Genomic DNA, 26,380 nt, shown 5'->3' with positions numbered 1-26,380 from the left:
AAGGCCGTCGAAGACCTCGCCAAGGCGTGGTCGCGCAAGCCAGCCACCAGGCGCAAGCTAGCAAGCTGATCAAGGCCCTCCCAGGATCGGCACCCCCGGGGAGCTCAGCCCTGACCGGCAGCGGCGAATGCCGCCCACCACCTAACCTCGGCATCCGTGGCCTTGGCCGTATGGATACACGTCACGCAATCCTGGGCAGGGTGATCCGGACGAGCAGCCCTCCCGAGGGACTCTCGAGCAGCAAGAGTTCTCCGCGGTGCCAGGCGACGATCGTCTGCACGATGTACAAGCCAAGTCCGACATGGCCCTCGCGATTCGAAGGCTCGGCGTCGAGGCGGGTGTAGGCGGTCAGCGCCGAGTGGCGTTGTTCGACCGGAATGCCGGGCCCGTCATCCTCCACCTCAATGATCGCCCACTCGTCGATTGCCTGCAGTCGCAACCGAACGTGCTCTGCATAACGACAGGCATTATCGATGAGATTCGTGATGGCCCGCCGGATGGTGTCGGGGTCGCAGAGAACGGCAACGCTCGCTTCGTGATCAAAGGCAACAGGATGGCCCATATCGCTGTATTCGTCGGAGATCGTGGAGAGCAGGGCATCCAGGCTCAGGCGGACGCGGCGGACCGGGGTCTGGTTTCTGGTGAGATACGATAGCGATGAAGAGACCATCTTCTGCATCTGCTGGACGTCGCCGCTGAGCCGCTCGAGGAGTTCCCCCGAGCCTTCCATCTCGAGACGGAGCAGCATCCGTGTCAGTGGTGTGCGGAGATCGTGGCTGATCGCGGCAAGCATTCGCGTCCGCTCCTCGACCGCGCCGACGATGCGGTCCTGCATGGCGTTGAAGGCCCGGGCCGCCTGCCGCATCTCGCTCGGACCCTCCTCGGGCAGCACGACTGGCGCGAAGTCCTGACCGAAGCGCTCCACCGTCGCGGACAGCCTCTGCAGGGGGCGGACGATGCGTGCGATGGACCATATCGCCAGTGCCAGCACCATGCAGAACAGGAACAGCAGGGCAAACACGACAGGTGCGCCCGCCATGGTGATATCCGTTTTGCCCAGGCGGTCGGTACGAATCTCGAGAGCCTCGTCGCCCATCGCGACCACAACCTGGATGTCACTCGCCTCGGTTAAGGAGAGGCAGGAGCTCACCTGGAATTTGCCCCTGTCGATGCTGTTCAGCGCATCACGCAGCTCCCAAGCCCAGGCAGAATTGCCTTCGCACAGCTTGGGCGGCACGCTGACCCGTGCCCGAAGGCCAGGCCCGGTCACGCTGGCCGCGAGCCTGCCTCGGAGATCGGGCGGAACCGCGCTCAATGCCTTGGTCAAGGTCACGATGCTGGACGCCGTCGCCCAGGGCCATTGCGGAGGAGCCGGTAGCAGCGGTCTCAACAGGAAGAGAAGGCCAAATGAGACGAGCAGGGTAATGGAGAGGGCGGAGACGACGATCGTGATGATCTGGCCCAGCATCGTCTGCGGCGCCAACGTCATCAGTGGCGCGACGATGCCGTGGATGCGCGGGGTCATCGCTATGGCGCCTCGATAACGCGCTGGCTTGGTGTCTGCGTCTGGAACCGGCGCACACGGCCGCTTTCCTGGTTCGCCGTCATACCCGCGCGGCCCCGAGCCCGGAACCGCCGATCCCCCGATCCGACCTGATTAGAACCTTGCGGTCAGCCAGGTTTTCAAGACGCGGCTGGATATGGGGGGCGGGCCTCACGGAGCCGCCTGGAGGTCTTCGCCCCAGCCTCCGCCCAGGGCCTTGAACAGTGCCACGGCGTTCTTGGCGAGACTGACCTGACTCTGGACCAGCGAGTCCTGCGCGCTGGCGAGGGAACGCTGCGCCGTGACGACGTCTGTGTAGTCACCCCGCCCGGCGCTGTAGACGATCAGCGCAAGGGAGGCGGAGTCGCTATAGGCCGCGACGGTCCTGCGCAGGGCCGCTTCGTGTGCGCGTTCCCGGTCCAACGCGCTCAACGCCTTCTCCACGTCCTCGACGGCGGTGTTCACGATGCCGCGCCAGGTGGCGATGCTCTCATCGCGCGCGGCCACGCGCTCCCGCACGACGGAGGCGCGGCGTCCGGCATCGAAGATCGGCAGGTCGATGGTCGGTCCGAAGGACCAGACGTTGGAGCTGAGATGCCCCGTGTTACTGAGGCGGCTGCCGTTCAGGCCGATCGATCCCGCCAGGGAGACGGCCGGAAGCCGGTCCGCCTCCGCCACACCGATATTCGCCGTGGCCGCCGCGATGCGCCGTTCAGCGGCCCGGATGTCCGGACGCCGCGCCAGCGCGGTCACCGGTGGTTCCGGGCTGACGCGCCCCGCCAGCGACGGCACCGGCCGGAGCGCCGCAAGCCGTTCCTGCATGGCGGCCGGTGTCTGGCCGGTCAGCACCGCTAGGCGGAGTTCCGCCTCGCGGGTGCTCTGCTCCAGGGGCGGGATGTCCGCGCGGGCGCTCTCCAACTCGGCCTGGGCTTGCACGGCGTCCAGCTCGGCACCCGTGCCCGCCCGGGCCTTGGCCCGCGCCAGTGCCAGGCTGTCCTGGCGCAGCGACACCATGCGCCGGGCCAGGGCCAGACGGGCCTGGTAGCCGCGCAACTCCACGTAGTAGCTCGCCACGTCGCCCTGGCTGCTCAGCAGCGTATCCGCCAGGTCCGCCTCGTTGGCGACGGCGGAGGCCGTGGCGCGTTCCACGTCACGACGCTTGCCGCCGAAGATGTCCAGCTCGTAGCTGGCGTCGAACCCGGCGTCGAAGCTGTTGGTGGTGTAGTAGCTGGTGCCGGATGAGCTTGCCGGGCTGCTGGCGCGGCCGAGGAAGCTGCGCGAGCGGGTGGCGCTGACCGAGGAGTCGATACTCGGCAGGAGGGCGGCACCGGTCTGTGTGGCACTCTCGCGGGCCTGCCGGAGCCGGGCCACGGCTTGCGCCACGTCGGTGTTGCCAGTGCTGACGTCCTCGATGAGGCTGTTCAGCACCGGGTCGTCGAAGCGGCGCCACCAGTTCGCCAGGGACTCCCGGCGGGCGGTCTGATCCTGCGGAGAGGACCACGAGACCGCGGCGGAGAGGGGCGGCGCGACATGGTCGGGGCCAACGGTGCAACCCGCCAGGATCACGCCGATCAGCCCGAGCACCCCGATGGGAAAGAGATGGGACTGCATCAGGATGGCGCCGCCTGCCCGGCGCGCAGCGTCAGCGGCTCCGCCTCGATGAAGACGTCCAGGATCTGGCCTGCATAGAGCGGCAGGTCTTCTGCCTCGATCTCCATGACGACCTGCAGGACCCGGGTGTCGACGCGCTCGCTGCTGCTGCCGGTCAGTGAGGTCTTCGGCACCACGTAAGGCTCGATACGCACGAAGCGCAGCGGCGAGGACAGGGCGGAGTTGCCCCGCAGGTAGGCCCGGCCCGGCCTGTCCGGCCGGACGCGCCAGGCGTCGTTCTCGTCGATCTCCACACGAACCTGCAGCTTGCCCTGGCGGCCGAGCACCACCAGCGCCGTATCCAGCGCGGCGGCGGAGGCGTACTCGCCGACCCGGACGTTCACCTGCAGCACCTGCGCGTCGAAGGGGGCGCGCACGGTCAGCCGGTCCAGGGAGGCCTGCGCCTGGACCAGCTGTGCCTGGGCGGAGGTGACGCTGGCCTGGGCCGTGGTGAGCTTGGCCTCGTAGAGGCGGACGGCCTGGCGGCGCTTGGAGAGGTCCTCGGCGCTGATGGCCCTGCGGTCGGTCACCGCCTCGGCGAAGCGCAGCTGGGCGCGGTAATCGGCCAGCTGCGCCTCGGCCTCCATGACCTGGGCGCGGGCCGAGGCCAGGTCGGCCTGGCGCTGGTCCCGCGTGGCGCGCTCGGTGCGATCGTCGAGCTGGAACAGCACCGCATCCCTGGCGACGGCCTGGCCGGGTGTCACCGCCACCACCGTCACCACGCCGCTCGTGAAGGCGGCGATGCCGACGGAGCGGCCCGGCGTCTCGGTCAGGCCACTGCCACTGACAGCGGAGGCGAAGGGCGAGGCACCCGGCTCGGCCACCGGCTGCGCCGGTGGCGGTGCGCCGGTCGCGCCCATCACGACGATGCATGCCATGAGCAGCCCCACGGCAGCGAGGCCGGGTAGCAGCAAGCCTTTCAGGATTCGTATCATGCGTGTTGTCTTTCGGCGGCCGCCTTCGGGGCCGTGATGCGCACCACGCGTCCGTCATCCATCTCTGCGATGCGGTCGGCGTAGTCGTAGATCCTGTGGTCGTGCGTGACGACGATGAGGGTCGCGCCCTGCTCATGCGCGAGACCGCGCAGCAGGCGCATGATGTCCTGGCCGTTGGTGTGGTCCAGCGCGCTGGTCGGTTCGTCGCAGACGATCAGGCGCGGCGCGTGCACGATGGCGCGGGCGATGGCGACGCGCTGCTGCTGTCCGCCCGAGAGGCGGGCAGGCCGCTCGTCGGCCTTGGCGGCCAGGCCGACGGAGCCCAGCGCGGCGACGGCCGCCTGATGCGCCTCGCTTCTGCGGCGCCCTCTGAGCAGCAGGGGAATCATGACGTTCTCCGCAATGGTGAGCGTCGGGATCAGGTTGTAGGCCTGGAAGACAAAGCCGATGTTGTCACGGCGGAAGGTCGCCGCTTCGGACTTGCCCATCGTCTCCTGGTCATGGCCCAGCACGACGCAGTCGCCCGCGTCCCGCTGGAGCAGGCCCGCGATGATGGTGATGAGGGTGGTCTTGCCGCAACCGGAGGGACCGACAAGGAAGAGGATTTCGCCTTCCCGCGCCTCCAGGTCGATGCCCCGGAGCACGGGCACGGCACCCCCTGCCGAGGCATAGGATTTGGTCACCCCCGCGCAGCGTAACGCGATGGCACGGCCTTCCTGGCCCATGGCGCTCATTTGAACACCACGGCCGGATCGGTGCGCAGGACCCGAAGCAGCCCCGCGGTGCCTGCCACCGCGCCCACCAGCACCACGATGGCACCGACCGCCCCGAGCAGCGGCCAGCTCAGGGTCATGGAGATCTCGCTATTGGCCATGACGAACCGAAGCAGGACGGCAACTCCGCCGATGCCCAGGCCGAAGCCGATGATGGTGACCCCCACGGCCTGCAGGGTCACCATGCCGATCATTGTCCGGTCCCGCGTGCCCATGGCGCGCAGAACAGCGAAGTAGCGCTGGTTGTCGAGCATGAAGTTGTAGAAAGTCATGCCCGCGATGCCGCCGCCGATCAGGAAGGCCATCACGGCCGAGAGGCCTACATTCATGATCACGCCTGTGTTCTGGATGAAGTAGGACAGCGACGCGGCAGAGAACTCCTGGCTGGTATAGGCCCGGAGCCCTGTGCTTTGCCGGACCAGGGCCTGCACCGTGGTCACCTCGACGCCGGGCTGCAGGCGCACCAGCACGTAGGACAGCATCTTGCGCTCGTTCGGCAGGATGCTCTTGGCGCGGTTGTAGGTGGTGTAGATGACCGGCTGCGACTGGAAGTTCCGCTGACCACGATAGGTGCCGACCACCGTGGCGCGGTGGTCGTTCAGTTCAAAGGTGGTGCCGATCCCCGCTGGCCGCAGCTGGCCGCCGGTGCCGCTCTGCGCCAGCTTGCCGCGCGCTGCGTCGTCGTCGATCAGCACGGCATCGGCGTTGCGGAGATCGGTCAGGCGGCCGGACAGGAGCACCGTGGGGCCGCCGATCAGCGTGGCGTCGTCGAGCCCGATAATCTGGCAGTTCTCCGACGTGCCGTCCGGCATCCGGGCCTTGGTGGTGCCCTTATAGAGTGGCACCGCCCAGGCCACGCCTGGGATACTGCGCACCCGGTCGACCTGCGTGTCCGTCAGGGCCTTGATGTCGTCGACGTTCTGCACGCGCGGATCGACCACCCAGAGGTCGACGCCGCCGATGTTGTCGACGAAGCTGGTGGTGCTGGACAGGATCCCGAGCAGCGTCGCCCCCTGCTGGGTGATGAGCAGGGTGGTGAAGGCCAGGGAGAACAGAATTCCCAGGTACTTCGACGTGTCACCGACGAGCATTTTCCAGGACACGCGTAGCATCGCACCTCTCTTTGGATCTCGGCAGGTTGCCCGCTTATCTTTTGGCACGGCGCTTGGTCCGGCGGAGTGCGGCTCCCTCGACGCCATGATGAGAGAGGCAGTACAGAGTTTAAATTCGAATTTCAAGTTGCAAATTTAAACGCTCTGCCCGAAAGGTTGCCGGTGACCGAGGATGAGCATGTCTAGACTTTCCCCAGGTGGGCGCCGCACCGACGGGCGCGATACGGCGCAGGCTCTGCTGCGGGCCGCCGGAGAACTCTTCGCAGAGAAGGGGGCCGACCGCGCGACCAGCAAGGAGATCTGCGCGCGCGCGGGCGCAAACAGCGCCGCGGTCAACTACTATTTTGGCGGCTTCGAAGCGCTCTACGACGCCGTCCTTCTCCAGGCCCATGAACGTATCATGGCCTGGGAGGTGCTGGCGGACGTCGCGCGGTCCAAAGCCAGTCCTGCGGAGAAGATCCGCAAACTCATCGGCCTGCACCTCGAGGCATTGCTCGGGCTTGGGCCCCATGCATGGGAACTTCGGGTGGTGAGCCGGGAACTCATGGCACCGTCACCGGCGCTCCTGCGCCTGCATAAGCAGATGACGCCGCGCTTGGTGGCGATCGATGAGATCATGGCTGAAGCCATGGACTTGCCGGTCGATAGCCCCGCCGTCCGTCAGGCGGCTTTCTGCACGATGACGCCCTGCGTCATGCTGCTGACAGGGCCACCTGGCATGATCCAGATCATCACTGGACGCGATCAGGTTGGTCCAGGCGAGTTACCCGGCCTGGCTGACCGGCTGGCTAGATACGCGATGGGCGGGGTCGAGGCGCTGGCAACGTTGGTTCGGCGTGAGAAACATTCAATCTGAAGACCGTTTATGGACCTGCGGGTGGTAAGCGTCCACCGCCGCTTCCAATGACCCACATCGTCGTTGGGCGAGTTCCACACCGATCATGATGTCGGCCAGCCTGTACCAACCGCGCCACATGACCGTGTTTCCAGGAGGCGGGTCACCGCTGCGGGCCAGCCAGCCTCCGAGGCGGGCAAGTTTGGCGAGAAAGATGCCGAGCGTTCGCTATGGTCGTCCAACGGCGTTTCTGGGCGTGCTTCGCGCGAGTACACGATCTCGGCTGATGCTGACGGCTTTTATCCAAATCATTACGATAAGCGTTCCTAGGCCTGAGAGGCCATCCGGGATCATTTCCTGTGCTGGCATAGCCTTCGAAGCATGAAACGGATGGAGGCCCAGCGCAGGAAGGCGAGGCCGGAGCGATTGAGGCACTCCCAATCCTTGGCCCGGCGGTGACAACGGTTCAGCCAGGCGATGGCGCGCTCAACGATCCTGCGCTTCGGCAGGACGACGAAGCGGCGGAGGTCGGAGCGCTTGACGATCTCGACGTTGATCTGCGCACAGGCGGCCGCGACACCGTCGCGGAATTTTGGTCCCTGGCAGCCGCTGTCAGCGTAGAGCTTGAGCAGGAACGGATACAGCCCGAACAGGGCGCCCATCAGCAGCCCTTGCGTGTCGACCAGGACATGCCGCTTCTTGCCTTTGATCTTCTTGCCCGCGCCATATCCCGGCGGATCAATCGCCCGCCCCCTTTTTCAGAGCCCTTGACGTTCTGGCTGTCGATGATCGCGGCCGTCGGGCTGCTTTCGCGTCCGGCCAGTTCACGACAGAGCACATAAAACGCGTGATGGAGGCGATCGAGCGTGCCATCCCAGTCCCAGCGTCTGAAATAGTCGTGCACCGTGCTGCGCGGTGGCAGATCCTTCGGCAGCGCGGCCCGCTGGCAGCCGGTGCTCAGCACATCCATCACGCCATCGACCACGGCGTGGATATCGACGGTCCGCTTGTTGCCACCACGCTTGGCGGGGGGGGGGGATCAGTGGCCCCACCAATGCCCACTCCTCGCCGGTCAGGTCACTGGGGTAGCGCAGACCGCAACGGTCGTAGTGGGAGCGGTTTTCGGGCGTCCACATCCCGCCAGCTTCGCAAGCGCCACCCGGCCACCGAAATCACAACCAATTCAATCCCCTCGCTCTGTTCCCGGATGGACTCTAAGACTGCCCACGACGGTGCAGGCGTCGCAGGGCTAAGCCCCTGCAGCCGTAGCGATGGGGGCCAGCCCGCGCTAGTATCGCAGGGCAGACGGAGACATAAGCTTGAAGGCAGGCCGCAGATCCCCGCCGCAGGAGCGGCCACGTCAGGTTTTGCCCGATGCCGAGGCGCATTCGCAGAGCTTCCGCCAGAACCGGGAGGCGCGGCGCATTGCGCTCATCGAGGATTATGTCGAACTGATCGCTGACCTCATCGAGGATGGCAGCGAAGCGCGGCAGGTCGACATCGCCGCCCGCCTCGGCGTGGCGCAGCCGACGGTGGCGAAGATGCTGTCCCGCCTCGCCGAGGAAGGGCTGGTGGTGCAGCGCCCCTATCGCGGCGTCTTCCTGACCGACGAAGGCAACAGGATCGCCCGGGCCAGCCGGGAGCGGCACGACATCGTCGAGGCCTTCCTCCGCTCCATCGGCGTCAGCGCCGAGACCGCCCGGATCGATGCCGAGGGCATGGAGCATTATGTCAGCGCCGAGACGCTGGCAATCTTCCGCAAGCTGGCCACCGGCGGGCGATAGGCCTCATCCCCGCAACGGGGCGCCGGCAGGGCGGGCCTCGGCGGGGGCGCACAGGCTGGCCGCGATAGCGTCCAGCACGTCCTGGCTGACATGATACGCCACGCCGCCAGCCTCGCGGGCGGGCGACATCGGCGGGCACGCCCAGCGCCGCCAGGGCCTCCTCCAGAATATGCCGCCGGCGGCCGATCCGGCCAGCCAGCGCCCCCCCCTTCACCGTCAGGAAGACGCTGCGATAGGGCTTCGCCCAGGCAAGCCCCGGCGCCTTCAGGCGGGCCAGGCTGCGGATGGCGGAGACATGCCAGACGCCCAGGCGCCGGGCCAGGGCCGTCGGCCACGCCTCACCCTCCCCGCCGATCAACTGCCCAATGGTTCTCCAGCACGGCCGACAATTCTCCTGGCGCAGGCGGCGCCGCGGGTGAGGTTCGGCCGGGCAGCAGCATCAGCATTGTGAAGCGAAGCCTTCAAATTATATATCTTGCTATACCATAAGCGCTTCGCTTCACTATCTTGACGAATCAACAGGAGATAGCTGGATGCCAATGAAGCTCACCAGGCGGCTGGCCGGGGCGGCAGCACTGGGCCTCGCGCTGCTTTGGGCCATGCCTGAGGCCTCGGCGCAGGGCACGGCGGCCAAGCCGATCCGCGTCGTGACCACCTTCACCATCCTGCAGGACATGGCGCAGAACGTGGCGGGCGAGGCCGCCATCGTGGAATCGATCACCCGCCCGGGCGCCGAGATCCACGACTACGAGCCGACGCCACTGGATGTGGTGAAGGCCCAAGCCGCCGACCTGGTGCTGTGGAACGGCATGGGCCTGGAACGCTGGTTCGAGCGCTTCTTCCAGCGCGTGCGCAACGTGCCCTCGGCGGTGCTCACGGAGGGCGTGGCGCCGATCAACATTACCGAGGGGCCCTATCGCGGCCGCCCCAACCCGCATAGCTGGATGTCCCCGGCCAATGCGGTGATCTATGTCGAGAACATCCGCAAGGCGCTGATCGCCGCCGATCCCCGCAATGAGGCCACCTACAACGCCAACGCCGCGCGCTACACCGCACAGATCAAGGCGCTGGACACGCCGATCCGCGAGCAGCTTTCGCGCATCCCCGAGGATCGCCGCTGGCTGGTGAGCTGCGAGGGCGCCTTCTCCTACCTGACCGCCAATTACGGCATGCGCGAGCTGTATCTCTGGCCGATCAACGCCGAGGAGGAAGGTACCCCGCAGCAGATCCGCCGCGTGGTTGACATGGTCCGCAAGAACCGCATCCCCGCCCTGTTCTGCGAGAGCACGGTGAGCGACCGCGCCATGCGGCAGGTGGCGCGCGAAGGCAACTCCCGCTTCGCCGGCGTGCTGTACGTGGACAGCCTGACCGAGGATGCCGGCGACGCGCCGACCTACATCAAGCTCCTGGAATACAACGCTAACCTCATTATGCGCGCCTTCGAGCGCCAGCCCAGCCGGTAACATCATGACCCTCTCTGCCGCCACCTCCACCCATCTGCCATCCTGGGCGCAGCCCCGCCGCCGCTCCGCCATGGCGAAGCTGATGAGCATGGTCATGGGCCAGGCCAGGCCGGCGCGGCGGGGCGCTGGCGGCGGCGTGGTGGAGGAAGCGGACGGCGGGCCGCCGCGCCTGGATCTGCGCGTGCGCAACGTCACCGTGGCCTATCCCAACGGTCACGTGGCGCTGCGCGACACTTCCCTGGCGCTGGACGGGCCGACCATCTGCGGCCTGCTCGGCGTCAACGGCGCCGGCAAGTCCACCCTGTTCAAGGCCATCATGGGCATGGTCGTCCCCGCCGCCGGCGAGGTGCGCCTGGGCGGCGAGCCGGTGTCCGTGGCGCAGAAGCGCAACTGGGTCGCCTACGTGCCGCAGAACGAGGACGTGGACTGGGCCTTTCCCGTCAGCGTCCGCGACGTGGTGATGATGGGCCGCTACGGCTACATGAACCGCCTGCGCATCCCCGGCGCCGCCGACCGCGCGGCGGTGGAGGAAGGGCTGAAGCGCGTCGGCATGTGGGAGTTCCGAGACCGGCAGATCGGCCAGCTCTCGGGCGGGCAGAAGAAGCGCGTCTTCCTGGCCCGCGCGCTGGCGCAGGATGGCCGCATCATCCTGCTGGACGAGCCCTTCGGCGGCGTGGACGTGACCACGCAGGAACAGATCACGGAGCTGCTGCGGGAACTGCGGGCGGAAGGGCGGATCATCCTGGTCTCCACCCACGATCTCGGCAGCGTGCCGGGCTTCTGCGACCAGGTGGTGCTGGTCAAGGGCACCGTGCTGGCGGCGGGGCCGACGGCGGAGGTCTTCACGCCGGAACAGCTCGCCCGGGCTTTCGGCGATTCCGCGCAGCAGCGCGCGGGCAGCGCGGAGACGGCCACCTTAGTGAAGGGGCCGGATGGCGCCACCCTGGTGGTGGGCGCCAACGGCGCCATCCTGGGCCGGCTGGACACGGGACTGGTGGCGCAGCCATGACCGAGGCGCTGGTCCCCTTCACCTATGAGTACATGCGCAACGCCATGCTGGTCAGCGCCGCCATCGGCGCGGTTTGCGGGCTGCTGTCCTGCTTCGTGGCGCTGAAGGGATGGTCGCTCCTGGGCGACGCCCTGGCGCATGCCGTGGTGCCGGGCGTGGCGCTGGCCTGGATCCTGGGCCTGCCCTTCACCCTCGGCGCCTTCGCGTCCGGCATGCTGGCGGCCTGGTTCATGGGATTCATCCGCCGCAACAGCCGCATCCGCGAGGACGCCGCCATCGGCATCGTCTTCACCGCCTTCTTCGGCACAGGGCTGGTGCTGCTGACGCTGTTCCCCAGCAACATCCGTCTGCAAACCATCATCTTCGGCAACGTGCTGGGCATCGCGCCGGAGGACACGGTACAGATGCTGCTGGTTTCAGCCGGCGTGCTAGCGGTCATGGTGCTGCGCGGGCGGGACCTGATGCTCTGGGCCTTCGACGCCACCCATGCCCGCGCCATCGGCCTGAACACCAACCTGCTGCAGGTGCTGCTGCTGGGCTGCGTCGCGGCCGTCGCGGTCGCCGCCATGGTGGCGGTGGGCGCGGTGCTGGTGATCGCCATGCTGGTCGCCCCCGGCGCCACCGTCTATCTGCTGACCGACCGCTTCGGGCGCATGCTGGCCGGGGCCACGGCGCTGGGCGCGGTCACTGCCTTCGTCGGTGCCTATCTCAGCTACTTCCTCGACGGGTCCACCGGCGCCGTCATCGTCTGCCTGCAGGCGCAGCTGTTCATGCTGGCGCTGGTCTTCGCGCCCCGGCACGGGCTGCTGGCCGGGCGCCGGGCGCGCCGAGAGGCGATGGCCGCCACGGGGATCGCAGCATGATCGAGACCTTTCTCGCCCCCTTCCAGTATCCCTTCATGGTGGAAGCCATGGGCGTTGGCGCGCTGGTCGCCACGGCCTGTGCCTTGCTCTCCTGCTTCATCGTGCTGAAGGGCTGGTCGCTGCTGGGCGACGCCATCTGCCACGCCGTGCTGCCGGGGGTGGTGATCGCCTCCGCGCTGGGCTTCCCCATCGCCATCGGCGCCTTCGTGGCCGGCATGGCCTGCGCCCTTGGCGCCGGCTTCGTTCAGAGTCACACCAGGGTCAAGGAGGACGCGGCGCTGGGCGTGGTCTTCACCGGCATGTTCGCCGCCGGCATCGTCATGCTCGCCTTCCTGACCACGGAGGCGCACATCACCCACATCCTGTTCGGCAACATCCTGGGCATCGAGCCCGAGGATTTCTGGCAGACGCTGGTGGTCGGCGGGTTGACGCTGGCGGTGCTGCTGCTGAAGGGGCGGGACCTGATGCTGTTCTGCTTCGACCAGACCCACGCGCGCGGCATCGGCCTGAACATCGCCGCGCTGCGCTACCTGTTCCTGGCACTGCTGGCGGCGGCGGTGGTGGCGGGCGTGCAGGCGGTGGGCGTCATCATGGTGGTAGCGCTGCTGATCACGCCGGGCTGCATTGGCTACCTGCTCAGCAACCGCTTCGGGCGCATGCAGGTCATCGCCGTGGCGGCGGCGGTCTTCGCCAACCTCGCCGGCATCCTGCTCAGCTACCACCTCAACGTGTCGCCGGCCGGCGCCATCGTGGTGGTGCTGTCGCTGCTCTTCGCCGCCACGCTGGTGCTGGCGCCCGAGCACGGGCTGCTGGCCAGCCGCCGCGCCCGCCGCCTAGGAGCCCGCCCCGGTAACGGCTTACTGCGGGGGCGGTAAGCGGTCGGGCTGTGCGGGTCGAGTTGCCTCAGGCGGCTGCGCTGGTGAGTTTGCAAGGTTGAGGGCATTGCAGATCAGTGGGTTTGGGTTTGCCCGGTTCTCGTGGACAGTTGATGGGCTTGGCTGATTACGGGTCTGCGGTGACGGCTTGCTGCTCCTCTTGCGCATAGGTCATGGGCGAACGGTAACCCAGCGTTGAGTGAAGTCTGGCGGGGTTGTACCAGGCCTCGATGAAGCTGAAGGTCGCCATGCGCGCCTCGGCGTGGGAGGCGAAGCGGCGTCGGGCGAGCAGCTCGCATTCGAAGATGGCGAAGAAGCTCTCGCACAGGGCGTTCTCGTAGGCATCGCCAACGGATCCCATGGACGGCCGGACGCCGGCCTCTCTGCAGCGTTTGCCGAGCGCCAGCGAGGTCTATTGCACCCCTGATCCGAGTGGTGAAGGACATCGCGTGGCCGGCGCTGGCCGACGGCCATCTCCAGCGCATCCAGGACGAGCTCGGTGCGCAGGTGGTTGGCGGTAGCCCAGCCGATGACCTTGCGGCTCCAGACAGTGCGTACCACGGCGAGATAGAGAAAGCCGGCCGCCGCAGGAACGAACGTCATGTCGGCCACCCACAGCGGATTGGGACCGCTGGCCGTGAAGTTGCGGTTCTCCAGGTCCGGAGCCGGCCTGCTCTTCTCGTCGCGGTGCGTCGTCACCGGCCCGCCGCGGCGATGGCTGGCACCGATCTGCCCGGCGCGGCGGATCAAACGCGCGATGCGCTTGCGGCCGTGCCGTTCGCCCCTGGCCCGGAGTTCGGCATGCACCCGCGGCGCATCGTCAGTCTGGCGCGAGGTGACGTGCACGGTCTGGATCCGCCGCAGCAATGCCGCATCCGCCTCGGCGCGGGCTGACGGGGGCCGCTCGAGCCAGACGTAGTAGCCAGCCCGCGAGACGCCGGGCAGGCGTGCCACCCGGGCGATCGGGCAGGTAGCTAGGTTTGCTTTCATGAACACGAAGACCCGGACGGAAGCGCCCCGGTCTCGCGGGCAAACCAGGCCGCGGCCGGGCAAGCTCCTTGCGCTCGGTCGCAGTCAGGGCGGCCTCGGCGGGGGCAGGCCTCGCCTCGCGCCGGCCCTCCTGCCGATCGGCGACGGCGACCCAGTTCCGGATCGCCTGGGCGGAAGGTTCAAACTCGCGGGCAAGGTCGGCCGGCTCGCGTCCGGCGCGGACCAACTCGACCATTTGGCGCCGGAACTCCGGCGCGTGGGCAGGATGGGTTTTGGGCATCGGGGACACCTCACGCGAAAGCTTCGTTCATGTCCACCGAGACGGGGCAAACCCAATCCTGCGCTGGATCTCACCATTCTCCACGCCCGCGCGACAGCCGAGCCAACGGGCCGCGCCTGGCTCGAATGGAAGCTGGCTACCGACCTTGCCATCAGTTCGACCAATGAGGCGGTGGAGAAGCTGCGCTGGTAAGCGTGTCGCTGGAAGATAAAGTTGTTCCACAAGATTCTTAAATCGGGCTGCCGCGCTGAAGCTGCGCGGCTGTGCACCGCCGAGCGGCTGACCAAGCTCATCGCGGTGCTTTGCATCATCGCATGGCGTAGCTTCTGGACAACGATGATCGCCTGCGTGGCGCCCGATGCACCAGCCGGGGTGGCGCTGACGCCAACCGAGATCGATGGGCTCGAGAGAAGCACGCCCAGAAACGCCGTTGGGCGACCATAGCGAACGCTCGGCACCTTTCTCGCCAAACTTGCCAGCCTCAGAGGCTGGCTGGCCCGCAGCGGTGACCCGCCTCCTGGAAACACGGGCATGTGGCGCGGTTCGTCCAGGCTGGCCGACATCATATCGGTGTGGAAATCGGCCAACGACGATGTGGGTCATTGGAAGCATCGGGTGAATCTTACATATGCCCGACATCGCCTCACGCCTCTGACGCACAACTTCGTAACAGCAGTGGCAAAATCATTCCCCTTCATGCCAGCCACCACCGCATGAAAGTAAGCGAATGAGTAAGCTCTATCTTGCCTTTTTTCTACCACAGCCGATGATCGGCAGTATGGCCCCTCACCTTCCTCTGAATGCCCTGCGTGCCTTCGAGGCAGCGACGCGCACCGGCTCCTTCCGCTCCGCCGCCGACGATCTCGGCCTGACGCCGAGCGCCGTCAGCCATGCTATCCGCGGGCTGGAACGCGAACTGGGCACTGTGCTCTTCGAGCGTGAGGGCCGCTCGATCCGGCTGACACCGGAGGGCGAGACACTGATGCGCCATGTGGAACGCGGCTTCGGCGAGTTGCAGCTTGGCATTGCCAGCATAGCCGCGCGCAAGCCGAGCCTGCTCAAGTTGCACAGCGCCCCGAGCTTCGCCGCGCAATGGCTGGTGCCTCGCCTGGGACGGCTGCTGGAGGAATGCCAGGGGCTGGAGTTGCGCATCGCTGCAGGCACCGACTATACCCGCTTCCTCGCCGATGAATTCGACGGTGACATCGTCTATGGCGCACCCCAGGCCGAGCTTTATGGCGGCGGCGCCCATCCGGGTATGATGATCCTGCCGCTGGGGACGGAAATGGTGACGCCCCTCTGCGCCCCCGCCCTGGCCCCAGCCATCCGCACGGCTCGCGACCTCTTCGACCAGGTTCTGATCGAAAGCGACAACAAGCGCGTCCGCTGGCCGGCCTGGTTTGCGGCGAATGGCCTGCCCTCACCACCGCCGCGCGGGCCGCGCTTCGACCGCAGTTTCATCTCGCTCAGCGCAGCAGTGAACGGGCTGGGCGTGGCACTCGAATCTACCCTGCTGGCTGAACAGGAAATCGCGACGGGCCGCCTCGTCCGGCCGCTGGCGGGCCTGTGCGAGGATGTCTTCTACACTGGCCACTGGCTCGTCTTCCCGCGGGCGCAGCGCTATGCCCGCTCCATGCGGCTCTTTGTCGACTGGCTCACGCGCGAGTTAGGACTGAGCTTCAGCCTGGACGACATGGCGATAGAAAAATAGCCAAAGATGAATCTAATTCATTTTTTGATGTAAATTTCTCTCTTGTCGGTGAACGGAATACGACTTCACCCTCCGGGCAACAGGAAACAAAAACGGGAGGAAGGTTTCCGTGTTGCTTTCGGATAAAACCGCCATCATTTCAGGCGCCGCCAGCACGCGCGGCATCGGTCGCGCCACAGCGAAGCTGTTCGCCCAGCATGGCGCGCGGGTGGCCATTCTCGACCTGGATGCAGATGGCGCGGCGGCCGCGGCGCGTGACCTCGGCGAAGGGCATATCGGCCTGGGCTGCGATGTAGCCGATCTCGTCAGTTGCCGCCAGGCGGTCGAGCAGGCGATCGGCTATTTCGGCAAGGTCGATGTTCTCATCAACAATGCCGGCATTACCCAGCCGCTGAAGCTGCTGGAGATCGCGCCCGAGAACTGGGACCGCGTGGTCGATGTGAACATGACCGGCGTGCTTTACCTGAGCCAGGCCATCGTGCCGCATATGCGGGCGCGGGGCCAGGGTTCGATCGCCTGCATGTCCTCGGTCTCCGCCCAGCGCGGCGGCGGCATTTTCGGCGGGCCGCATTATTCGGCGGCGAAGGCGGGGGTGCTGGGGCTGGCCAAGGCGATGGCGCGTGAGCTGGGGCCGGATGGCATCCGCGTCAACAGCGTGACGCCGGGCCTGATCCAGACCGACATTACCGGCGGCAAGCTGACGGCCGAGATGCGGACGGAAATCCTCAAGGGCATTCCGCTCAACCGCCTCGGCGATGCGGAGGATGTGGCGAAGATCTACCTGTTCCTCGCCTCGGACCTGTCCTCCTACGTCACCGGGGCGGTGATCGACGTCAATGGCGGCATGCTCATCCACTGAGCCGCCGCCGCGTCCAGGCAATATCGGGCAGGATTGGGGAGGAGACGCGCATGGAAGCGCAGACCTTGACTCGCGCCAACGCGCTCAGTCTCGATGAACGCGCCTACCACATCCGCAGGAAGGCCCTGCGGATGGGCCAGGTGCAGGGCCAGGGCTACATCGCCCAGGCGCTCGGCGTGGCCGATGTGCTGTCGGTCGCCTATTTCCACGCCCTGCGCTACCGCCCGGAGGATCCCTACTGGGAGGGGCGGGACCGCTTCCTGCTCTCGATCGGGCATTACGCCATCGCGCTCTATGCCGCGCTGATCGAGGCGGGGGTGATCCCGGAGGCGGAGCTGGAAACCTACGGCACCGATGATTCGCGCCTGCCGATGTCGGGCATGGCGAGCTACACGCCGGGGATGGAGATCAGCGGCGGCACGCTCGGCATCGGGCTGGGCATCGCGGTCGGCATGGCGCTCGGGCTGCGGCGCAAGGCTTCGGACCGCTTCGTCTACAACCTGATGTCGGATGGTGAGCTGGATGAAGGCCCGACCTGGGAGGCGGCGATGTCAGCCGGCCACTGGAAGCTCGGCAATCTCATCTGCCTCGTCGATGTCAACCGCATGCAGGCCGATGGCGTCTCGACCGGCGTGCTGAATTTCGAGCCGCTGGCGCCGAAATGGGAAGCCTTCGGCTGGCACGTGCAGCGGGTGGATGGCAACGACATCCCAGCGCTCGTGCGGGCCTTCGACACGGCGCGCAGCCTCACCGCGCCGAAGCCGCGCGTCATCCTCTGCGACACCCGCATGGCGAAGGGCGTGCCCTTCCTGGAGGCCCGCGAGAAATCGCATTTCCTGCGTGTGGAAAGCCATGAATGGGCGCTGGCCCTGGCGGCGCTGGATGAAGGGAGGACGGCATGAGCGCGAACAAACGCGGGGCCTGGCGCGGCGGCGCCGCCCTGGCCACCCAGGCGGACCCCTCGCGGCCGCGCCTGACCACCTCGGCCATGATCGCCTCCCTGGCGAGCGAGGGGCAGCGCACCAGCCCGGCCCCCTTTGGCCATGCCCTGGTGGAGCTTGGCCGAAGCCGGCCCGATATCCTCGGCATGACGGCCGATCTCGCCAAGTACACTGATCTGCACATCTTCGCGAAGGAGTACCCGGACCGCTTCTACCAGATGGGCATGGCCGAGCAGCTGCTGATGCTCTCCGCCGCCGGCCTCGCCCATGAGGGCTTCGTGCCCTTCGTCACCACCTATGCCGCCTTCGCCTCCCGCCGCACCTTCGACTTCATCAGCCAGGGCATCGCCGAGGAAGGGCTGAACGTGAAGATCTGCTGCGCCCTGCCGGGCCTGACAACCGGCTATGGGCCGAGCCATCAGGCGACAGAAGACATCGCCATCTTCCGCGGCATGCCGGATCTGGTGATCGTCGATCCCTGCGATGCGCTCGACATCGCCCAGGCGGTGCCCGCCATCGCCGCGCATGACGGCCCCGTCTACATGCGCCTGCTGCGCGGCAATGTGCCGCTGGTGCTCGACGAATATGACTACCGCTTCGAACTCGGCAAGGCGAAGCTGCTGCGCGATGGGGCGGATGTGCTGGTCATCTCCTCCGGCTTCATGACCATGCGCGCGCTGGAGACGGCGCAGCTGCTGGAGGAGGACCGTGTCGGCGTCGCCGTGCTGCATGTGCCGACCATCAAGCCGCTCGACACCGCTGCCATCCTGCGCGAGGCCGGGCGCAGCGGCCGCATGGTGGTGGTGGCGGAGAACCACACGCTGATCGGCGGCCTGGGTGAGGCCGTCGCGGCGTTGCTGCTCCGCGAGGGCGTGGTGCCGCCGCGCTTCCGGCAGGTGGCCCTGCCGGATGCCTTCCTCGATGCCGGCGCCCTGCCCACCCTGCATGACCGCTACGGCATTTCCGCCCGCGCCATGGCACGCAGCATCAAGGGCTGGCTGTAGCCCTCAAGACCATGAAAAAATAAATCCCAGGGAGGAATAAAAATGACCATCCAGACCCGCAGGCGGGCCGTGCTGCTCGGCACGCTCGGCAGCCTCGCCATGCCGGCCCTGGCCTTGGGCCAGGGGCAGGTGCGCCTCACCCTCGGCCACGGCGCCGCACCCGGCAATCCGCGTTCGCTGGCCGCCGAGCGCCTCGCCACGCGGCTGCGCGAGCAGAGCGGCGGCCGCATCGAGATGCGCGTCGCCGGCTCGGCCCAGTTGGGCGATGACGCGGCCATGCTCACCTCACTCCGCACCGGTACGCTGGACATCTCCGTCAACAGCCAGGGTGCGAGTTCGGCCGTGCTGCCGGAGCTGGCGGCGCTCGGCATGCCTTTCCTCTTCGCCAATGCCCAGGCCGCCTACAAGGTGGTAGATGGCGCGGTCGGCGAGGAACTCGCCAAGCGCTTCGAAGGCGTCGGGCTGGTTGCCCTCGGCTGGTGGGAGAACGGCACCCGCCACACCACCAACAGCAAGCGCCCGGTCACCCGGCCGGAGGATCTGCGCGGCCTGAAGATCCGCACCCCCCCCGACCCGATGACCATAGACATCTTCCAGGCCCTCGGCGCCGCCACCCAGCAGATCAACTTCGCCGAGCTTTACGTGGCCTTGCAGCAGGGCGTGGTGGACGGTCAGGAAAACCCTCTGACCAATATCAGCTCTTCCAAGCTGCATGAGGTGAACCGCTTCATCTCGCTCACCGGCCATAAATGGGAATGCAACCCCTTCCTCGTCTCACGCATCAGCTGGGGGCGGCTGCGGGCGGAGGACCAGCGCCTGCTGCGCGAGGCCGCGCGCGAGGCGGGCGAATACCAGCGCAGCCTCTCGCAGGAGGCCGATGCCAAGCTGCTGGCCGAGTATCGCGCCAATCCGGCCGTCACCGTGAACACGGTGGAGCAGGGCCCCTTCCGCGCCGCGACAGCCGCCGTGGCCGATCGCTGGGAAGCCCGGCCCTTTGGCGATTTCGTGCGCCGCCTGCGCCAGGCCGCGGCCTGACATGGCGCCCCCCTTCCCTTCGGCGCCCCTCCCGGCCTCGGCCGGGGCGGGGCGCTTCCCCTCGCTCCTCGCCATCAGCCATGGCGTCGAGCGGGTCATCGCCCACCTCTGCGAGACGGTGCTGCTGCTGACGGGCAGCGCCCTGATGGCCGTGCTGGCCGCCAATGTCGTCGCCCGCTATCTGCTGGAGAGCGGTGGCTTCGACTGGGCGGAGGAAGTGCCCGAGCAGATCTTCCCCTGGTTCATCATGGCTGGCGTCGCCCTGGCGGTGCAGAAGGGTGGACATATCGCGGTGGAATGGCTGCTGGGCCATCTCGGGCGGCCGGGGCGGCGCGCCCTGCTGCTGGCGGGCCATGCGCTGGTGGCCGCGGCCTATCTGGCGCTGTGCTGGCAATCCCTGGTGGTGGCGCAGATCGTCGCCATCGAGACCAGCCCGGCCCTCGGCCTGCCACGCAGCTATGGCTACTGGGCGGTCGCCGCGGGCTGCGTGCTGCTCAGCCTCGGCACCCTCGCCATCGCCGCCCGCATCGCCCTGCTGGGGCCAGAGGCCCTGCCACAGCCGGCGCCGGAGGATGTCCCGACATGAGCCTCGCCCTCATCCTCGCCTTCTGCGTGCTGATGGTGGCGGCCGTGCCCGTCTCGCACGCGCTGGTCATCGCCTCCGGCATGGCGCTGCTGTGGGATGGGCAGTTGCCCCTGCTGCTCGTCGCGCAGCAGATGTTCCAGCAGACGCAGTCCTTCCCCATGCTCGCCCTGCCCTTCTTCATCCTGGCCGGCACCCTGATCATGGAGGGCAAGCTGGGGGCGGAGCTGCTGCGCTTCTCGGGCGAGCTGATGCAGCGGCTGCGCGGCGGCGCGCTCTCCACCACGGTGGTCGGCTCGGTTGTCTTCGGCGGCGTCTCGGGCAGCGCGGTGGCCAATGCCAGCGCCCTCGGCTCGGTGCTGATCCCCTGGCAGAAGCGCCAGGGCTTCCCCGCAGGCCTCTGCGCCGCCAACAACGCCACCTCGGCGGTCATCGACATCCTGATCCCGCCTTCCATCCCGATGATCCTCTATGCCGTGGTCAGTGGCGTTTCCATCGGCGAGTTGTTCATGGCTGGCATCCTGCCCGGTGTCCTGATGGCGGTGGGCTTTGTCGGGGTGTGCTGGTGGCAGGCGCGGCAACTCGGCACCGCCACGACGCGCTCGCCGCTCGACCTGCCGCGGCTGCTGCGGCTTGGCATCCTCGCCCTTCCTGCCCTCATCCTGCCGGTGCTCATCCTGGTCGCGCTTCGCTTCGGCTTCGCCACGCCGACAGAAATCGCGGTCATGGCCGTGCTTTATGCCCTGGCCGCCAGCCTCTTCCTCTACCGGGACATGTCCTGGGCGCGCTTCCGCAAGGCGATGATCGATGCCGGCATCGCCACGGGCATCGTCATGCTGGTCATCATGGGCAGCGCGGTGGCGAGCTGGATCCTCACCTATGACCAGGTGCCCCAGCGCTTTGCCGAATGGATTTCCAGCACGCTGCAAAGCCCCTGGCTGGTGATCCTGGCCATGAACATCATCATGCTGGTGGTGGGCGGGCCACTGGATCTGGCCCCGGCCATCCTGCTGCTGGCACCGATCTTTGTGCCGCTGGCGCAGCAAATCGGCCTCGACACGCTGCAACTCGGGCTGATGATGGTGCTCAACCTGGGCATCGGCCTCTACACGCCGCCGGTGGGAACGACACTGTTCATCTCCTCCACCATTGCCGGCAGTTCGATGTCGGAAACGGTGAAGGCGCTCTGGCCTTTCTTCTGGACGGCCATCGCCCTACTCGTGGCGATCAGCTACATCCCGGCCCTGACCCTGCGATTCTGATGAACTGTCTTGTCGCGGAGCATTGTTGGGATCCTTTGGTGCTGGCGATTGTAGATTACAAGCGCCAGTTCGAACGCCTGCCGCGTGCTGTCCTGGGACGGAGGTGAGCTATGCACCAGATCCACCTGAATGCTCGCACGCCCTCCGCCATCCGCGCCGAGATTGCCCGCTCTTTGGCACTCATCGGCCTGCTGGCCAAGTGCTATGGCGTCAGCACAGGAACCATTCGCAAGTGGCACCAGCTCGGGGCTGCTGATCACCGGCCCGACCGGCGTCGGCAAGTCCTGGCTGGCCTACGCGCTCGGCCAGCAGCGCCGGGTTGCGCGGGATCTAACGTTCCCCCCGCAGGCGTAGCAGTTCGCCGATCATGTCGGAGGGCCGCCAGCCGAGGAATTCGGCGTGCCGGCCATTCCCTTGCGGCTGGTAGCCGGGCATGGCGCGGGCGGCGAGGGCCTCGGCCATGGTGTCGATCAGCACCGCAGGATCGTCGTGGGTGGGGCCGCTCTCCGGCCGGGCCGGGAGGGCGGGGCGGGGCGCGCCGCGGGTGAAAGCCTCCCACAGCCGGCCGCGCAGCACCTCCGGCGCGATGCGCTCGCGGATAGCGCTCTGGCGCAGGCCATCGAGCAGATCCTCGGCCAGCAGTCCGCGCGCCCCGGCCAGCACCGTGTCGTAGGCGGCGAGGCGATCCAGGGCCGCGTGCTCGGCCTCGGCGCGCACGGCCTCGAGAGCCGCGGCGGGCGGGTTGGGCGGCACGGGCGTCTCCTGGGGCGGGGTGGCGGGCGGCGCTGGAGCGGCCAGCGGGATGGTCTCGGGCATGGGGGATTCCTCGTTGGGCAAGGGCGGTTCGTAAGCGGTGCTGGGGGTGGGCTGATCTCCCTCCCCCAGCACCGCGGCGGCCGGATCGATCGGCACGGGCACGACAGAGATCTCAAAGGGCTCCCAATCCACCGCGCGGTGGATGGTCTCGCCCGTGGCCGGATCCGGCACCGGCGTATAGCGATGCACGCGATAGCCGACACTCACCGCCTGCAGCGTGCCATCGGCCACACGCTGCCAGACCGGCTCCACATCGGCCGCCGTGCTGAACTGCAAGGTTGCATAGCCGCGGCCGCGTTCGAGCCGCGCGGCGGTGACGCGCCCCAGCACATACCGCGCATCACCGCGGCGATTCGTGTTCAGCACCGGCGCCTGGCCCGAGCGCAGAGCCTCCATGCGCACCGCCTGCGGTGACATCTCCAACTCCTCGGTGATCAGGCCAAGGGCGGGGATGATGTTGCGCGCCCGCGCCCCGGTGCTCCACACCACCTCGACCGTGCGCGCGGCGCGATCCACCGTGGCGGGTGCCGCGATCGCGCGCTGCGCCACGATGGGCATGACAGAAGCATCCGGCGCGGAGGTTTCCCCGCCCGGCTCGGCGCTATCGCTCATCTCTGGCCTGTCCTGCTGCGGCGCCTCAGGGCGCGATATAGCCCTGGGCATTGATGTAGAGCTGGGCGCCCGCCGTCAGGCAGGCGACGTTCAGCGCCGTCGCCGCGCTGCCGCGCAGCGGCGTCGGAAGGGTGATCTCGCTCGGCACCGCCATCGCCGCCGGCAGCAAATGCCGCCAGAGCACCGTCGCCCCGTCCTTGATCACCACCTCCGTGGCCACCGTGGCATGGGCGTTGCGCAGATCCATCGCGGTGACGTAGTTGCGGATGCCCGCGGCGGCGGCCGCCTTGAGGACAACATCGCTGCTCGTGGTGATGCCGCCCGCCGGCGCGGCATATTGCCAATCCGCCTCCGGGATGGCGTAAGGCTTGACCACCAGCGCACCGATCAGCGTCGCCTGCAGATCAACCCCGCAGCCGCTCGTGACCACCGCGGGATTCGCCGAAAGCCCTGTCACCACCAGCACCGGCACCGCGCCGTTGGTGTTGCGCGCCTGGCCACCCACCGGCATGAGCGTCGGCGCCACGGCGCCCAGCACATTCACCCAGAGCCCCTGCCCCGCTGAGATGGTTCCGATCAGTTGGACGGTTTGGCGGCTTTGATAAGCTTAGAGCGATTTTCGAGCGGGCTGAATCGATGGGGATTCACATGGGCGCGGTTTTCTGATTCACGATCCGTGCTGCGAAGGAGGCCGGCAGGGATGGGTCGAGCCTTATCGCGTGATCTTCGCGACCGTGTCGTCGCTGCGGTTGAAGGCGGGTTGTCGTGCCGACAGGCGGCCGAACGGTTCGGGGTCAGCGCGGCGAGCGCGATCCGGTGGCGACAGCTGGCGCTCCGGCACGGCACGCCGGCGGCCAGGCCACAGGGCGGCGACCGTCGCACGGCAAGAGTCGAGGCGCATGCGTCGTTTATTCTGGGACTGTCAGGAATTTATGGGATGGCCCGTCCCTCACGTTGCCCTGCCAGCAGACCGCGGCAGGGAAGAGGGGCGGGCCATCCCATGAATTTCTGAAAGTCTCGTGGCACCTCCCAGAAGATCGCACACAATATTACTGCCCTCGAATTCGCCTTCATATTCTCGCGCGAGGCGCATTTCATCAGCCACGCTAAGTCGTACAGCGACTACGCAACCTCCCTCGTGCAGTCCACCTTATCCGAGGGGACCGAAACAAACACTCGCCTCCGCACCCAGATGGAGGGCTTACTGCCCGAAGCCCCCGTCGCCTGACCAGCGAGCCAATCAGCATTCCAGCAAACACTGGGCAGCACAGTGCCGGTCATCTGCCCCAAGCTTGGCGCGCAAGCATGCGGTCCAGCGAGATTCGTCCACCGCCGCGCGCCAACACCCAGAGCAGGCAGACCGCCCAGACACCATGCGTAGGCCAAGCCGAGGAGTAGACAAAGAATTGGATCACCAGCGTCATCCCCAGCAACGCCAGAGCGGCCGGGCGGCTGGCCAACCCCAGCGCCAGCAGCACGGGAAACAGGTGCTCTGCGGCGGCGGCGAGGGTGGCGGCCAGCGCCGGGTCGAGCAGCGGCAGGGCATATTCGTCGCGGAACAGTTCCACCGTTCCGGGCGCCAGGGACCAGCCCTCTACCTTGGTGCGGCCAGACATCCAGAACACCGCCGCCGGGAACAGACGAGAGGCGAGGAGAAGTGCATCCTCCACCCACATGGCGGCGCCCAAGGCGGTGGCACGGTGCAGGGTGGCGGCCAACAGGGTCGGGTTCATCTCGGTTGCTCCGCGCGAGTCGGGGGGAGAAAAGAGGCAGGCAGGCAGAGCGTGCCCAGCCGCACCAGCAGGGCGAGCGTGTCGCTCAGCGCGAAGCCGGGGTCGCGCGCCAGGGCGGCCTCGGTGGCATCCGCCAGGGTAGCGCCCTCCCCCAACGCCCAGGCAAAGGCACAGCCACCGGGCGGCAGGCGCTGCACCAGGACGCTATCACCCCGCCGCCCCACCAGCGCCTCCTCCGGCTCCCATCGCACCAGGGGCGCCAGCGGCCGCTCACCGGCCTGCATCGCCCAGATCGTCACCGCCGGATGGGGCGAGGCCAGCAGTCCAGCGGCGGGATGCAGCCGGAAGTGTACCGCCTCCGGCGCGGCCAGCAGGCCGAGCAGCGCCTCCAGCCCCAGCGGTGCCACCTCCGGCGCGTGCCAGGCGCGCAGCCGGGCATTCTCCAGCCGCATCACATCAGCCAGGTAAGGCAAGCTGGCGGCCGGCGTAAAGGAACCGGCGAAATCGGCGAACTCCGCGCCATAGGCAAAAAGCAGGGGCGAGCGCGGCGGGTGGCTGCGGGCGAACTCGGCGGCCATGGCATCAAAGAAGGCGCCACCCAGCAGCATGCGCGCCGCCGGGTAGCGTTGCCCCAGCGCCGCCACCAGCCCGCCCATCACGGTGTTGCGGTGAATGGCAAAGCGGCGCCGGGCACGCTCTTCATTCCCGGCGCTCAGCGCGGCGGGCAGCGGCGCCTCAGGGTTCAGCAGAGCATGAGCGAAGCCGGCTTCCTGCGTACCTTCCAGGCGGAGAGAGGATGGCATCACGCAGCCTCCCGCCGGGCAGCGTGGCACAGCAGCGCCCCGGCACGCTCTGCCTCGGCCAGAAGAACAGGCCAGACAGGCACATCATTGTCCCATTCCACCAGCGTGGGAAGCGGGCCGGCGGCCTCCAGCACCCGCGCGTAGAGCGCCCAGACGGGGTCGGCCACCGGCGCGCCATGCGTGTCGATCAGCACCGCGCCACCATCCGGCTCCGGCTCCGTGGCATAGCCGGCGAGATGCACCTGCCGCACGGCATGCAGCGGGAAACGCGCCAGTTCGACCTCCGGATCAGCGCCGCGGTTGCGCGCGGCGATGTAGAGGTTGTTCACGTCGAGCAGCAGGCCGCAGCCAGTGCGGCGGGCGATCTCCTCCAGGAAGGCGCCTTCCGGGATTTCGCTCTCCGCGAGGTCCAAATAGGCGGAAGGGTTCTCCAGCAGCATCTGCCTGCCGAGATGGGCCTGCACCGTGGCCACGTGCTCCGCCACGCGGGCCAGCGTGGCCGCGTTGTAGGGCAGCGGCAGCAGGTCGGGGAAATAAGTGCCGCCATGGCTGGACCAGGCGAGATGCTCGGAGAAGCTCTCCGGCGCGTAGCGATCACAGAGGCGGCGGAGGCGAGCGAGATGCTCCACATCCAGCGGTGCAGCGCCACCGATCGAGAGGCCCACGCCATGGAGCGAGAGCGCGTAGTTGCGCCGCAGCCGGCCGAGCAGGGCATGGGAAACGCCGCCCTCGCCCATGTAGTTCTCCGCATGCACCTCGAAGAAGCCGAGATCTGGCGGGGTGGCCAGGATGTCGGCAGCATGCTCCGGCTTGAAGCCGAGCCCGGCACGGCAGGGAAGTTGGCTGGGCCGCATGGCGGTGTTCCTCGTCGGCTCTGAGGGAAGAAAGGTGGGGCGGCGCCGCAAGGTG

24 protein-coding genes and 2 pseudogenes are annotated in these 26,380 nt (G+C 67.7%); 14 read left to right on the top strand and 12 right to left on the bottom strand.

The features are described from left to right. Nucleotides 1-181: 181 nt before the first annotated feature. The 5 genes from NON00_RS13835 to NON00_RS13815 all read right to left on the bottom strand — a co-directional run bounded on the left by NON00_RS13835 (nt 182) and on the right by NON00_RS13815 (nt 6,013). The gene (locus NON00_RS13835) at nt 182-1,525 is read right to left on the bottom strand and encodes an ATP-binding protein (RefSeq protein WP_256022048.1); all 1,344 of its coding nucleotides are present in this window, start codon (nt 1,523-1,525) and stop codon (nt 182-184) included. A gap of 189 nt (nt 1,526-1,714) precedes the next feature. After that, a complete protein-coding gene (locus NON00_RS13830) occupies nt 1,715-3,154 on the bottom strand; it encodes an efflux transporter outer membrane subunit (RefSeq protein WP_256022046.1) in 1,440 nt (479 codons plus the stop codon). Beyond that, nucleotides 3,154-4,128, bottom strand: a complete 975-nt coding sequence (locus tag NON00_RS13825) for an efflux RND transporter periplasmic adaptor subunit (protein ID WP_256022044.1) — start codon at nt 4,126-4,128, stop codon at nt 3,154-3,156. The genes NON00_RS13830 and NON00_RS13825 overlap by 1 nt, the downstream gene beginning before the upstream one ends. Then, nucleotides 4,125-4,862: an ABC transporter ATP-binding protein gene (locus tag NON00_RS13820; protein WP_256022042.1), complete on the bottom strand. Its 738-nt coding sequence runs from the start codon at nt 4,860-4,862 to the stop codon at nt 4,125-4,127. The genes NON00_RS13825 and NON00_RS13820 overlap by 4 nt, the downstream gene beginning before the upstream one ends. Continuing rightward, nucleotides 4,859-6,013: an ABC transporter permease gene (locus NON00_RS13815; RefSeq protein WP_256022040.1), complete on the bottom strand. Its 1,155-nt coding sequence runs from the start codon at nt 6,011-6,013 to the stop codon at nt 4,859-4,861. The genes NON00_RS13820 and NON00_RS13815 overlap by 4 nt, the downstream gene beginning before the upstream one ends. A gap of 178 nt (nt 6,014-6,191) precedes the next feature. Here NON00_RS13815 and NON00_RS13810 point away from each other — a divergent pair, with 178 nt between their 5' ends. Further along, complete coding sequence (locus NON00_RS13810; RefSeq protein WP_256022038.1) at nt 6,192-6,869, top strand: TetR/AcrR family transcriptional regulator; 678 nt, start codon at nt 6,192-6,194, stop codon at nt 6,867-6,869. 329 nt (nt 6,870-7,198) lie between these two features. On the opposite strand, the pseudogene NON00_RS13805 reads toward NON00_RS13810, so the two are convergent. Beyond that, nucleotides 7,199-7,984: pseudogene (locus tag NON00_RS13805) on the bottom strand (IS5 family transposase). 183 nt (nt 7,985-8,167) lie between these two features. On the opposite strand from NON00_RS13805, the gene mntR reads away from it, so the two are divergent. The 5 genes from mntR (at nt 8,168) to NON00_RS13780 (ending at nt 12,842) form a co-directional block, all read left to right on the top strand. Further along, nucleotides 8,168-8,632, top strand: a complete 465-nt coding sequence (gene mntR / locus NON00_RS13800; RefSeq protein WP_256022035.1) for a manganese-binding transcriptional regulator MntR — start codon at nt 8,168-8,170, stop codon at nt 8,630-8,632. Nucleotides 8,633-9,165: 533 nt separating this feature from the next. Beyond that, entirely contained in the window at nt 9,166-10,095 is a 930-nt protein-coding gene (locus NON00_RS13795) for a metal ABC transporter substrate-binding protein (RefSeq protein WP_305123348.1), read from the top strand. Between the two features lie 4 nt (nt 10,096-10,099). Further along, the gene (locus tag NON00_RS13790) at nt 10,100-11,104 is read left to right on the top strand and encodes a metal ABC transporter ATP-binding protein (RefSeq protein WP_256022032.1); all 1,005 of its coding nucleotides are present in this window, start codon (nt 10,100-10,102) and stop codon (nt 11,102-11,104) included. Continuing rightward, nucleotides 11,101-11,967, top strand: coding sequence for a metal ABC transporter permease (locus NON00_RS13785; protein ID WP_256022031.1), 867 nt, complete (start codon nt 11,101-11,103; stop codon nt 11,965-11,967). The genes NON00_RS13790 and NON00_RS13785 overlap by 4 nt, the downstream gene beginning before the upstream one ends. Further along, nucleotides 11,964-12,842 (top strand): metal ABC transporter permease, encoded by an 879-nt coding sequence (locus NON00_RS13780; RefSeq protein ID WP_256022029.1) that lies wholly within the window; start codon nt 11,964-11,966, stop codon nt 12,840-12,842. The genes NON00_RS13785 and NON00_RS13780 overlap by 4 nt, the downstream gene beginning before the upstream one ends. A gap of 127 nt (nt 12,843-12,969) precedes the next feature. Here the strand turns inward: NON00_RS13780 and NON00_RS13775 are convergent. Continuing rightward, nucleotides 12,970-14,112, bottom strand: a pseudogene (locus NON00_RS13775) (IS3 family transposase). Nucleotides 14,113-14,325: 213 nt separating this feature from the next. Here NON00_RS13775 and NON00_RS13770 point away from each other — a divergent pair. From NON00_RS13770 to NON00_RS13735, 8 genes are all read left to right on the top strand, one after another. Beyond that, nucleotides 14,326-14,556 carry a hypothetical protein gene (locus NON00_RS13770; protein ID WP_256022026.1) on the top strand — a complete coding sequence of 77 codons (231 nt, stop codon included), beginning with the start codon at nt 14,326-14,328 and terminating at the stop codon, nt 14,554-14,556. A 334-nt stretch (nt 14,557-14,890) separates the two neighbouring features. After that, nucleotides 14,891-15,823, top strand: coding sequence for a LysR family transcriptional regulator (locus tag NON00_RS13765; protein WP_256022023.1), 933 nt, complete (start codon nt 14,891-14,893; stop codon nt 15,821-15,823). A 109-nt stretch (nt 15,824-15,932) separates the two neighbouring features. Next, complete coding sequence (locus tag NON00_RS13760) at nt 15,933-16,682, top strand: glucose 1-dehydrogenase (protein ID WP_256022020.1); 750 nt, start codon at nt 15,933-15,935, stop codon at nt 16,680-16,682. A gap of 50 nt (nt 16,683-16,732) precedes the next feature. After that, nucleotides 16,733-17,584, top strand: coding sequence for a transketolase (locus NON00_RS13755; protein ID WP_256022017.1), 852 nt, complete (start codon nt 16,733-16,735; stop codon nt 17,582-17,584). Continuing rightward, nucleotides 17,581-18,627: a transketolase family protein gene (locus NON00_RS13750; RefSeq protein ID WP_256022013.1), complete on the top strand. Its 1,047-nt coding sequence runs from the start codon at nt 17,581-17,583 to the stop codon at nt 18,625-18,627. The genes NON00_RS13755 and NON00_RS13750 overlap by 4 nt, the downstream gene beginning before the upstream one ends. Before the next feature lie 42 nt (nt 18,628-18,669). Beyond that, on the top strand, nt 18,670-19,662 hold the full coding sequence (locus NON00_RS13745) for a TRAP transporter substrate-binding protein (RefSeq protein ID WP_256022011.1): 993 nt from the start codon (nt 18,670-18,672) through the stop codon (nt 19,660-19,662). A gap of 1 nt (nt 19,663) precedes the next feature. Beyond that, nucleotides 19,664-20,248: a TRAP transporter small permease gene (locus NON00_RS13740; RefSeq protein ID WP_256022008.1), complete on the top strand. Its 585-nt coding sequence runs from the start codon at nt 19,664-19,666 to the stop codon at nt 20,246-20,248. Then, on the top strand, nt 20,245-21,507 hold the full coding sequence (locus NON00_RS13735; RefSeq protein WP_256022006.1) for a TRAP transporter large permease: 1,263 nt from the start codon (nt 20,245-20,247) through the stop codon (nt 21,505-21,507). The genes NON00_RS13740 and NON00_RS13735 overlap by 4 nt, the downstream gene beginning before the upstream one ends. 330 nt (nt 21,508-21,837) lie before the next feature. Here NON00_RS13735 and NON00_RS13730 read toward each other — a convergent pair whose 3' ends face one another. From NON00_RS13730 to NON00_RS13705, 5 genes are all read right to left on the bottom strand, one after another. Further along, complete coding sequence (locus NON00_RS13730) at nt 21,838-22,935, bottom strand: HK97 family phage prohead protease (protein ID WP_256022004.1); 1,098 nt, start codon at nt 22,933-22,935, stop codon at nt 21,838-21,840. Nucleotides 22,936-22,960: 25 nt separating this feature from the next. Continuing rightward, entirely contained in the window at nt 22,961-23,479 is a 519-nt protein-coding gene (locus NON00_RS13725; protein WP_256022001.1) for a hypothetical protein, read from the bottom strand. 733 nt (nt 23,480-24,212) lie between these two features. Next, the gene (locus NON00_RS13715) at nt 24,213-24,668 is read right to left on the bottom strand and encodes a DoxX family protein (protein ID WP_256021999.1); all 456 of its coding nucleotides are present in this window, start codon (nt 24,666-24,668) and stop codon (nt 24,213-24,215) included. Continuing rightward, complete coding sequence (locus NON00_RS13710) at nt 24,665-25,471, bottom strand: DNA-binding domain-containing protein (RefSeq protein WP_256021996.1); 807 nt, start codon at nt 25,469-25,471, stop codon at nt 24,665-24,667. The genes NON00_RS13715 and NON00_RS13710 overlap by 4 nt, the downstream gene beginning before the upstream one ends. Then, nucleotides 25,471-26,325 carry a DUF692 domain-containing protein gene (locus NON00_RS13705; RefSeq protein ID WP_256021994.1) on the bottom strand — a complete coding sequence of 285 codons (855 nt, stop codon included), beginning with the start codon at nt 26,323-26,325 and terminating at the stop codon, nt 25,471-25,473. The genes NON00_RS13710 and NON00_RS13705 overlap by 1 nt, the downstream gene beginning before the upstream one ends. Between the last annotated feature and the right edge of the window lie 55 nt (nt 26,326-26,380).

The organism is Roseomonas sp. GC11 (genome assembly GCF_024437745.1).
Classification (GTDB): domain Bacteria; phylum Pseudomonadota; class Alphaproteobacteria; order Acetobacterales; family Acetobacteraceae; genus Pseudoroseomonas.
This window is presented reverse-complemented; position numbering and strand designations above follow the sequence as displayed.